A 10,022-nucleotide genomic window follows, 5' to 3' on the forward strand; every position below is an offset into this window, starting at 1 on the left:
CCGCATGATCGCTGCCTCAGCTGACGCCGAGGATCTGCTTGACCGGTTCGATGCCGAAGTAGACGAGGAAGAAGAGCCCGACGACGTACATGAGTGGGTGCACGTCTTTCGCCTTGCCCTTGACCAGCTTGATCAGGATGAAGCTGATGAACCCGGCGCCGATGCCGACGGCGATCGAGTAGGTGAAGGGCATGAGCGCCATCGTCAGGAAGGCGGGCAGGCCGATCTCCATGTCCTTCCAGTCGATGTCGTTCGCCTGCGTCATCATGAGGTAGCCGACGATGACGAGGGCAGGCGCGGCGGCCTCCGAAGGCACCATCTCGACGAGCGGGGCCAGGAACGTCGTGAGCAGGAAGCACACGCCGGTGACGATGGAGGCGAGGCCGGTTCGCGCGCCCTCGCCGACGCCGGACGCCGATTCGATGAAGGCCGTGTTGGAGCTGATGGAGCCGGCGCCGCCGGCCATCGCGGCCACGGAGTCGACGATCATGATGCGTTCGGAGTGCTCGGGCACACCATCCTCGTCGAGCAGGTCTCCCTCGGCGCCGACGGCGTACATCGCGCCCATGAGGTCGAAGAAGGCGCCGAGCACGAGCGTGAAGATGATGAGGATCGTGGAGATGGTGCCGATCTTGCCGAAGGCACCGAACAGCGAGAAGTCGCCGATGATCGAGAAGTTCGGCTGCGAGACGAACGAGTCGGGCACCTGCGGCACGGTGAGGGACCACCCTCCCGGGTTCACGACGTCCCCCTTGGCGTTCGTCTTGCTGCCGATGTTGCCGACCGTCTCGGCGATGACGGCGAGCGTCGTCGCACCGAGGATGCCGACGAGCATGGCGCCTTTCACCTTGCGGGCCATCATCGCGGCGATGCCGAGCACGCCGATGATGAAGATGAGCACCGGCCAGCCCTGCAGCGTGCCGCTCGGGCCGAGTTGGAGGAAACCGCCGCCGGCGGAGTTGAAACCCGCGTCGTGGAGGGCGACGAGGCAGATGAACAGCCCGATGCCGACGCTGATGGCCGTCTTCAACGAGTGCGGAATCGCCGCGAACAGTGCCTTGCGAAAACCGGAGATGACGAGCAGGAAGATGATGAAGCCCTCGATGACGACGAGCCCCATGGCGTCAGGCCAGGTCATGCCCGGCAGCTTCGCCACGGAGTAGGCGACGAATGCGTTGAGACCGAGGCCGGTCGCGATGGCGAGGGGGAACTTGGCGATCGCGCCCATGAAGATCGTCATCACACCAGCGACGAGGGCCGTCACGGATGCCACGAGGGTGAGGTTCGGCGACGTTCCGCCACCGATGTAATGGCCCGTCGAGTCCGGCACCGTGCCGATGATGATGGGGTTGAGGACGACGATGTACGCCATCGTGAAGAAGGTGACGAGGCCACCGCGGATCTCCCGTCCGACGGTGGAACCGCGTTCGCTGATCTTGAAGTAGCGATCCAGGGCGTTCGCGGGCGGCCCGGGGGCGGGGGCCGAAGTGACTGTGCTCGACATGGCGCACATCGTATTTGGCGCCCGTGTGCGCCGGGAAACGTGCTCAGCGGGTGGTCGTCGCCGCCTCGTCGGGTGCGCGCCCATGACCGGGCCCGTGAGTGACGTCTGCCGTCCCTTCGCCCCGCTCAGCAGAGGCGCACCGCCGGGTCTGAGGGCGCCGGCACCGAGCTCGGCCGTCGGTGCTTCGCCGCCCGTCAGGGGCGCGTCAACTAGGCTGTGACGGTGAGCCCAGACCAGCGTCAGCCGAAGCGCGCGCCGCGTGCTGACGGTGCGACGCCCCGCTCGATCGAGCGCGCCCGCGAGATGCGGGAGCGCGCCGAGCACTCGATGTCCTACGAAGCTGGCGTCGTGCTCCCCGCCGAGGGCGAGGCGCGACTCGAGGAATCGCCGTACGAGAAGTTGTTCACCGGCGGCGACACCGTCATTCCGAAGCCGCAGCCGCTGCACGTCGACACACCCAAGGTGATCCTCGTCGGCGTCGCGTGCTGGGTCGTCATGCTCGTCGTGACGCTTCTCGTGCCCGCCCTGCACACGGGCGAGCGTGACTGGTGGCCGTGGACGTGCGTCGCGGGCGCCGTCCTCGGACTCATGGGCTGGGCCTACGTGCGTCGCGGACGTGGCAACGCCGAAGCTGCGTGAGCTCCGCGGACGGCGTCTTTCGCACTTCGGCCGAGACCACGGTCGTCCTGCAGTAGCCACCGGGCGACGTGTGTTTCGAGCAGGATGCTCATCGCTCGGCGCCGAGCAGCGCCCCGACGAGCGTGTCGGTCTCATCGCCGAAGGCGTCGTCCGCCGTCGTCCACGACGCATCGAGTGTGCCGAACCTGACGGGCTCGGCGACGTGCGGGACGAGGTCGACGATGGGCCGCCCTGCCTTGGCGATGGTGATCGACTCGCAGGCCTCGGCCCTGGCGAGCAGCCGGGAAAGGTGAGTCTTCGCCTCGTGGATGTTGACCGTCGTCATGTGGTTGGTCTACCGAACCAAGCTGCGCGGGGAAGGGCTCAGATGTCGCTCTCGTCGACGATGCGGTAGGCGTAGCCCTGCTCGGCGAGGAAGCGCTGACGGTGCGCGGCGAAGTCGGCGTCGACGGTGTCGCGCGTGACGATCGAGTAGAAGTGCGCGGTGCGTCCGTCGGCCTTCGGGCGCAGGACGCGACCGAGGCGCTGGGCCTCCTCCTGACGCGAGCCGAACGTCCCGGAGATCTGGACGGCGACACTCGCCTCCGGCAGGTCGATCGAGAAGTTCGCGACCTTCGACACGACGAGCTTGGTGATCTCGCCGTCACGGAACTGCTGGAACAGCTTCTGCCGCACCGCAACCGACGTCTCACCGGTGATGAGGTCGGCGTTCAGGCGTCCCGCGATGGTCTCGAGCTGGTCGAGATACTGGCCGATGACGAGGGTCGGTTCGCCGTCATGCTTGGCGACGATGCGTTCGACGACCGGATCCTTGACCGTCGCGCACGAGGCGAAGCGGTAGCGCTCGTCGGGTTCGCTCGTCGCATAGGCCATGCGGTCGGAGTCGGAGAGCCCGACGCGCACCTCGACGCAATCGGCGGGCGCGATGTAACCCTGGCTCTCGATGTCCTTCCAGGGTGCGTCGTAGCGCTTCGGGCCGATGAGGGAGAACACGTCGTCCTCGCGGTTGTCCTCACGCACGAGCGTCGCCGTCAGGCCGAGACGTCGACGGGCCTGCAAGTCGGCCGTCATGCGGAAGATGGGCGCGGGCAGCAGATGCACCTCGTCGTAGACGACAAGGCCCCAGTCGCGCGCATCGAGCAGTTCGAGGTGCGGGTAGACGCCCTTTCGCTTGAGCGTGAGCACCTGGTACGTCGCGATCGTGACGGGGCGGATTTCCTTGCGCGCACCGGAGTACTCGCCGATCTCGTCCTCCGTCAGCGTCGTGCGCTTGAGCAGCTCATCGCGCCACTGACGGGCCGAGACGGTGTTCGTCACGAGGATGAGGGTCGTCGCCTTGGCCTTCGCCATGGCACCGGCGCCGACGAGCGTCTTGCCGGCGCCACAGGGCAGGACGACGACGCCGCTGCCGCCGTCCCAGAACCCGTCGACGGCCTGACGCTGGTAGGGGCGCAGCTCCCAGCCGTCGGTGTCGAGGTCGATGGGATGGGCCTCGCCGTCGACGAAACCCGCACGGTCCTCGGCCGGCCAGCCGACCTTGATGAGCTCCTGCTTGATCGCGCCACGCTCACTTGGGTGGACGGCGACGGTGAAGTCGTCGAGGCGATCGCCGACGAGTGGCTTGATCTTCTTGTGCCGCAGCACCTCTTCGAGCACGGGCTTGTCGGTGGAGTGCAGGACGAGCTGGTCGCCGTCCTTCTCGAGGACGAGACGGCCGTAACGATCCATCGTCTCGGCGACGTCGAGCAGCAGCGGTTGCGGCACGGGGAAACGGCTGTGCGTGATGAGGGCGTCGACGACCGTCTCGGCATCGAGGCCTGCAGCGCGGGCGTTCCACAGGCCGAGCGGCGTGACGCGATACGTGTGAACGTGCTCGGGGGCGCGTTCGAGCTCGGCGAACGGAGCAATGGCGCGACGCGCCGCCTCGGCGTTCTCGTGATCGACCTCGAGCAGGATCGTCCGATCGCTCTGCACGATGAGTGCGCCGTTGTTCACGCGTTGCCTCTCGGTGGGGTCTGCGGCATCGACAGGTGCCGCGTTCAGGGTAACGGGCGCCAGCGACGGGGCATTCCGACCGGGGTGAGCACCGAGACGGCCGATGTTGTGTCATGAACGCGTGAGATAGCGCGCGTTCATGACACAACATCCTCGGGTGGGGAGGGATCGTGAGCCGTGATGGCGCGAGCATCATGGGGGTCGAGCACGCAGATCTGGGCGTGGGTGACCTCCGCCAGCTGCAAGGACTCTTCGACGCTGAGTACCTCGACGGCCATGGCCCGTGGACGCCGAACGAGCCGTATGGGTACGCCGGCCACGACGTGCACGTGCTGGCGCACCACGACGGCGCGCTCGACGGCCACGTCGGGTGGGGCCGACGCACGATGAGCGTCGGAAACGAGGATGTTGTCATCGCCGGTGTCGGTGGGGTGCTCGTCAGCCCGAGTGAGCGTGGGACGGCGCTCGGGCGTCGGTTGATGGCGGCGGCCGCTGAATCCATGCGGCGAGCAGGCGGCATCGACTTCGGGTATCTCGGGTGCCGAGAGGCCGTCGTCCCCTTCTACGCGGCGTGCGGGTGGACCCGCATCGAGGCTGCGGAGACGTACGTCGACAGAGTGTCGGGTGAGGCCGTGACAGATGCCCCAGGGCCGCCGTTGATGATCGTGGGCATCGAGCGGCCGATCGAGTCGTGGCCCGCAGGTGGCATCGATCTGCGCGGACGGCCCTGGTGACCAATGTGGGCGATCTCGGCGTTGCGCGTCAGAACGTGAAGACGTCCCAGCACAAGTGGTTTCTGCGGCGCCGATCGTCGAGCACGAGATCGCGGACCACCTCGGGGAGGCGGGTGCGCTGCCATTCGCACTCGGTGCGGCCCGTCGTCTGCGGCTAAGGTGACGAGGCCATCACTGCTTTGATGGCGTAGGCGGCAGCGCCGAGGTCGTGTTCGACGACGTGTCCGACGCACGCGGCCTGCCCCGCAGCGTAGGCCGCGAAACGGGGTGCACCTTGCAGCGGACGTGCTGCTCCCATGGCGTGGCCGCCGTCAGCACGCGCTCGCATCATCGGCATGACACCACCCGCCCAGGCGCGCGCGGCGGTGATGGCGTCAGCGGGGCGAGCGTCGTCAGGACGGGAGGCGCGGAACAGGGGAAGGACGTGCTGAGCGCAGTCAGCCGCCCAGAGCGCCAACAGGCGGTGATGCTCGTCGGACAGGGTGCCGCCACGACGGATGGTGATGAGGCGCGGATCGCGTTCGGGAGGCAGGATCACAGCGACCTGTGGCCAGGTGCGTCGTCGCGAGGGGCGGCGTCAGTGTCGGGCGCAGCGAGGGCGATTCTGTAGCGGCGGCGTCGCACGCCCTCATCGTCGGTGACGGTGGATTCAAGGCGTCCCCCAAGCGCTCGATCGTTCTGATCGACGGGACGTTGTCGTCGAGGCAGACGAGCACGCACGAGGGCAGTCCGAGTTTCGTGGCGTGTTCGAGAGCCGTGGCCAGCGCCCAGGTGGCGATGCCGCGGCCGCGCGCTGAAGGTGTGACCCCATAGCCGATGTGGCCGGTCGTCAGCTCGCCGGTGAATTCTGTGGGACGTAGGGCGATTGCGCCGAGGACCCTCTGCCCGCGGGTATCGATGGGCTCGTCATCGGCGATCCACCACGACGTGGCCGGGCGTCCGTGAAGCTCCTCGATCCAGGCCGCGAACCCCTCAGGGCTGATGACGTCATCGCCGCGCGCGATGCCGAATCCGTCCTCGTGAAGCCCCGCACCCCACTCGCGATGGGCGACGAGGAACGCCTCGTGCAGGGCGATCGTCGGTTCGATCAGTCGTGGCACGTCTCCACGAGACCGAGCGTCGACCAGGTTGATGTTGTGTCATGAACGCGCAAAAGAGCGCGCGTTCATGACACAACATCGCCGCCCATGCGACGGGGGCGACTCTCCTGGACGACGTCACGCGGTGAGCTGCGGATGACGGTTGTCGGTGCGAGGTGTTTGGATGGACATCAGCTGAGAAGTCCTCGACCTCCACGAAATCTGAGGTGTTCGCATGACCCGCAAGTCCGGCCTCGACGTCGACACGTTCGACGCGTCCGTCCGCCCCCAGGACGACCTGTTCGCCTACGTCAACAACACGTGGGTTCGCGAGCACCCCATCCCCGACGACAAGTCGCGCTACGGCGCGTTCGACCGCCTGCGTGAGAAGAGTGAGGCGGCGATGCGCGTCATCATCGAGGAGGCCGCGCAGAAGGCGGAGGACGCAGAGAACGGCAACCCGCCCGAGGGTTTCGGCCCGGCCACGCAGAAGGTCGGCGACCTTTACCGCTCGTTCATGGACACCGAGCGCATCAACCGTCTCGGCGTCTCGCCGATCGCGGAGGATCTCGCCGCCATCGACGGGCTGACGAGCGAGCACGACCTGCTCATGCTCCTCGGCCACCTCGAGCGCTACGGCATGGGTGGTCTGTTCGGTTTCTACGTCAGCGCCGACGCGAAGAACAGTGACGAGTACATCGTCTACATCGGCCAGAGTGGCCTCGGGCTGCCCGACGAGGCCTACTACCGCGAGGCGCAGTACGCCGAGATCCGCGGGGCCTACCAGGAGCACATGGTGCGGCTGCTCGAACTCGCGGGTGTCTCCACGCCGGAGGCCGTCGCCGACCGTGCGTACGCCCTCGAGGTCGACCTCGCGAAGCACCACTGGGACAACGTCTCGACGCGCGACGCCATCAAGACCTACAACCGCTACACGCTCGACGAACTGCGCGACGTGCTCGGCGCGTTCGACCTCGACGCGTGGATGGAGGGCCAGGTCGTGCCGGACGGCGCGTTCGCGAACGTCGTCGTCGGGGAGCCGAGCTACCTCGAGGGGCTCGCGGAACTGTTCGCCAACCGTCCGCTCGAGGATTGGAAGGCATGGATGACGTGGCACCTCGTCACCTCCTTCGCGAACTACCTCGGCGACGCCGTGGTCGAGGAGCGCTTCGACTTCGCCGGCCGCACCCTGTCGGGCACGCCGCAGCTGCGTGAGCGCTGGAAGCGCGGCGTCGGCCTCGTCGAGGGCGTCCTCGGCGAGGAGGCCGGCAAGCTGTACGTCGAGCGTCACTTCCCGCCGGAGGCGAAGGGGCGGATGCAGGAACTCGTCGGCAACCTCGTCGAGGCGTTCCGTCGCAGTTTCCGCGAATCGACGTGGATGAGCCCCGAGACGCAGGTCAAGGCGCTCGAGAAGCTCGACGCGTTCACGCCCAAGATCGGCTACCCCGACGAGTGGCGCGACTACTCCGACCTGCAGATCGTCGCCGACGACCTCGTCGGCAACATCAAGCGTTCCGCGTCATTCGAGACCGACTACCAGCTGGCCAAGATCGGGCAGCCCATCGACCGCAACGAGTGGCTCATGAGCCCGCAGACGGTCAACGCCTACTACCACCCGATGATGAACGAGATCGTCTTCCCGGCCGCCATCCTGCAGCCGCCGTTCTTCGACGTCGACGCCGACGATGCCGTCAACTACGGCGGCATCGGCGCCGTCATCGGACACGAACTCGGCCACGGCTTCGACGACCAGGGCTCGCGCTTCAACGGAGACGGTGAACTCGTCGACTGGTGGACCGAAGGCGACCGCGAGCGCTTCGACGCCCTGTCGGCCAAGCTCATCGCGCAGTTCTCCGAGCTCGAGACGCGCGACGCCCCCGGCCTCAAGGTGAACGGTGGCCTGACGGTCGGCGAGAACATCGGCGACCTCGGCGGACTGACGATCGGGTACAAGGCGTACACGATCGCCTGCGAGGACGCTCCGGCGCCTGAGCTCGACGGTTTCACGGGCGCGCAGCGCTTCTTCCTCGGCTGGGCTCAGGTGTGGAGCGGCACCGCTCGCGAGGCCGAGGCGAAGCGTCTGCTCGCCACCGACCCGCACTCGCCGATGGACGTGCGCGCCAACGCCGCCCGCAACCTCACCGAGTTCGTCGAGGCGTTCGACGTCAAGGCCGGCGACGGCATGTGGGTCGACGAGGACGAGCGCGTGCGCATCTTCTGAGGCACCTTCCGAGGCCCTGAACGGCTACCAGACGGATCGTTCTTCCGGCCGTGGGCGCGGTGCGGTGGGATGGGGCTCATGACCCCACGCCACATCGCGCTCGCGCTGCTCGTCGTTCTCATCTGGGGGCTCAACTTCGTCGTCATCCACGAGGGGCTGGCCGGCATACCGCCGCTGCTGTTCGTGGCGATCCGGTTCGCGTGCATCCTGCCGATCATGGCGTTCGTGCCGCGCCCGCAGGTGGCGTGGCGCGACCTCGCACTCGTCGGGCTGCTCATGTCGGCCGGACAGTTCGGGTTTTCTGTACTCGGCGATGGCGGCGGGTCTGGCCTCCGGGCTGGCCTCGCTGATCCTGCAGGCTCAGGCGCTGTTCACCGTCGTCATCGCCGCGGCGCTCCTGGGGGAGCGGCCGCGACCCATCCAACTCATGGGCATGGGCATCGCCGTGGGTGGGCTCGTCGTCGTGGCCCTCGGACGCTCGGGTGAGACACCGCTCGTCGGCGTCCTGCTGTGTCTCGCGGGAGCGCTGAGCTGGGGTGCCGGTAACGTCGCCTCGCGACGCTGCGCGGGAGCGTCAGGCCTGGGGTTGACGGTGTGGGGCAGCCTGTTCGTCCCGCTGCCGATGCTGGTGGTGTCGCTGCTCATCGACGGCCCGGGCGCTGTCGGTGGCGCGCTCACGCACTTCGGCGGCGCGGCGATCGCGTCGACGGCGTACACCGTCATCCTCGCGAGCCTCGTTGGCTACACGATCTGGAACGGGCTCATGGGCATCTATCCGGCATCGAACGTCGCCCCGTTCACGCTGCTCGTCCCCGTCGTCGGCTTCCTCGCCGGCTGGGTCTTCCTCGCCGAACGCCCCAACGCTGCCGCGTTCGTCGGCGGCGCGCTCCTGCTCGTCGGCGTGGCCGTCATCGTGCTCGGCCCGCGCGCGCTGACGCGGCTGGGCGCCCGCCGTCAGAGCTCGAAGCGCTCGAGCGTGACGCCGTCCGCGCCGTAGACGAACAGAGCGTGCTGCAGGGTTCCCGCGAGCGCGCGGGGCATCCAGTGGCGCGCATCCGGCCACATCTCGGCGTAGGGAATCTCATCCTGACGCATCCAGCGGGCAGCGATCTCGTCCGAATCCTGCACCGCGCCGAGGGCACCGGACGCAATGAACACATGCGCCCGCATGTCTTGGGTCAGGGTGTCGTGGGAAAAGCGAAAGTCGAGGACGCCGGCTGGCGCGAGCATCTGCGCGCGCAGACCCGTCTCCTCCTGGAGCTCGCGGGCGGCCGCCTCCTGCGCGCTCTCACCGGCGTCGATCTTGCCGCCGGGGGCGACGACGCGGCTACGACCGAAGCCGCGCAGCTTTCGCCCGAGCAGCACCTCGTCCGCCCCGTCGCTCGTACGGGTGACAAGGACGAGGCAGGTCTCGAGGGGCGTCGCGGACGTCACGCCGACGCCACGCCCGTGATGCGGTGGATCGAGAACGTCCGCGTCACTGGCGAGGTGTCGCCCAGCTGGCCCGTGACGCGCCCGCCGGTCACGCTCGCGGGGCGGAACAAGCCGCGCTTGATGTCGCCGCCAGCCTCGACGTAGCCGATCCACACGGGAACGCTCTCGGCGGCCGCGTCCTGCAGCAGCGCCAACGTCACCGTCGGATCACAGGACGGGATGCGCGTGTGCGCGTCGTGCTCGCTCGGACGGACGGCGTCCTTCTCGGCGGCCCGTAGACGGCCGGCCAGCTGCTCGGCCTCACCGGCGTCGAGCGTGTTCACCTGGACGGGGGTGGCGCGGCGCGACGGCGTCGGGGCCCGCTCGACGGTGGCGGCGCGCACGACGACCCCGCCGTCGGAGGTCTCGGCGACAGG

Annotated in this window: 10 protein-coding genes and 2 pseudogenes; 5 read left to right on the forward strand and 7 right to left on the reverse strand. The window is 68.2% G+C overall.

The window, feature by feature from the left end:
• Positions 1–16 precede the first annotated feature (16 nt).
• Entirely contained in the window at positions 17–1,504 is a 1,488-nt protein-coding gene (locus tag B2284_RS03595) for an NCS2 family permease (RefSeq protein ID WP_006946164.1), read from the reverse strand.
• 222 nt (positions 1,505–1,726) lie between these two features.
• Here B2284_RS03595 and B2284_RS03600 point away from each other — a divergent pair, with 222 nt between their 5' ends.
• Positions 1,727–2,143, forward strand: a complete 417-nt coding sequence (locus B2284_RS03600; protein WP_235182005.1) for a DUF2530 domain-containing protein — start codon at positions 1,727–1,729, stop codon at positions 2,141–2,143.
• An 88-nt stretch (positions 2,144–2,231) separates the two neighbouring features.
• Here B2284_RS03600 and B2284_RS03605 read toward each other — a convergent pair whose 3' ends face one another.
• Together B2284_RS03605 and B2284_RS03610 are read right to left on the reverse strand one after the other, a co-directional pair.
• Positions 2,232–2,468, reverse strand: coding sequence for a type II toxin-antitoxin system Phd/YefM family antitoxin (locus B2284_RS03605; protein ID WP_286697199.1), 237 nt, complete (start codon positions 2,466–2,468; stop codon positions 2,232–2,234).
• A gap of 38 nt (positions 2,469–2,506) precedes the next feature.
• A complete protein-coding gene (locus B2284_RS03610) occupies positions 2,507–4,138 on the reverse strand; it encodes a DNA repair helicase XPB (protein ID WP_136788551.1) in 1,632 nt (543 codons plus the stop codon).
• Between the two features lie 221 nt (positions 4,139–4,359).
• On the opposite strand from B2284_RS03610, the gene B2284_RS03615 reads away from it, so the two are divergent.
• A complete protein-coding gene (locus tag B2284_RS03615) occupies positions 4,360–4,872 on the forward strand; it encodes a GNAT family N-acetyltransferase (RefSeq protein WP_239303067.1) in 513 nt (170 codons plus the stop codon).
• A 154-nt stretch (positions 4,873–5,026) separates the two neighbouring features.
• Here the strand turns inward: B2284_RS03615 and B2284_RS03620 are convergent, their stop codons facing one another.
• A complete protein-coding gene (locus B2284_RS03620) occupies positions 5,027–5,410 on the reverse strand; it encodes a putative immunity protein (RefSeq protein ID WP_338137492.1) in 384 nt (127 codons plus the stop codon).
• Positions 5,310–5,972, reverse strand: a complete 663-nt coding sequence (locus B2284_RS14425; RefSeq protein ID WP_165584150.1) for a GNAT family N-acetyltransferase — start codon at positions 5,970–5,972, stop codon at positions 5,310–5,312. The genes B2284_RS03620 and B2284_RS14425 overlap by 101 nt, the downstream gene beginning before the upstream one ends.
• A gap of 214 nt (positions 5,973–6,186) precedes the next feature.
• Between B2284_RS14425 and B2284_RS03625 the strand changes: the two genes are divergently transcribed.
• From B2284_RS03625 to B2284_RS03630, 3 genes and pseudogenes are all read left to right on the forward strand, one after another.
• Positions 6,187–8,172 carry a M13 family metallopeptidase gene (locus tag B2284_RS03625; RefSeq protein ID WP_165584151.1) on the forward strand — a complete coding sequence of 662 codons (1,986 nt, stop codon included), beginning with the start codon at positions 6,187–6,189 and terminating at the stop codon, positions 8,170–8,172.
• Between the two features lie 78 nt (positions 8,173–8,250).
• A pseudogene (locus tag B2284_RS14555) lies at positions 8,251–8,403 on the forward strand (EamA family transporter); the annotation flags it as partial.
• Between the two features lie 82 nt (positions 8,404–8,485).
• Positions 8,486–9,169: an EamA family transporter gene (locus B2284_RS03630; protein ID WP_239303066.1), complete on the forward strand. Its 684-nt coding sequence runs from the start codon at positions 8,486–8,488 to the stop codon at positions 9,167–9,169.
• Here the strand turns inward: B2284_RS03630 and B2284_RS03635 are convergent.
• Both B2284_RS03635 and B2284_RS03640 read right to left on the reverse strand, forming a co-directional pair.
• Entirely contained in the window at positions 9,127–9,606 is a 480-nt protein-coding gene (locus B2284_RS03635) for an 8-oxo-dGTP diphosphatase (RefSeq protein ID WP_165584152.1), read from the reverse strand. The genes B2284_RS03630 and B2284_RS03635 overlap by 43 nt on opposite strands.
• A pseudogene (locus B2284_RS03640) lies at positions 9,603–10,022 on the reverse strand (helicase-associated domain-containing protein); the annotation flags it as partial. The pseudogene B2284_RS03640 and the gene B2284_RS03635, both read right to left, overlap by 4 nt.

The organism is Dermacoccus sp. UBA1591, from assembly GCF_002322065.1.
Taxonomy (GTDB): domain Bacteria; phylum Actinomycetota; class Actinomycetes; order Actinomycetales; family Dermatophilaceae; genus Dermacoccus; species Dermacoccus nishinomiyaensis.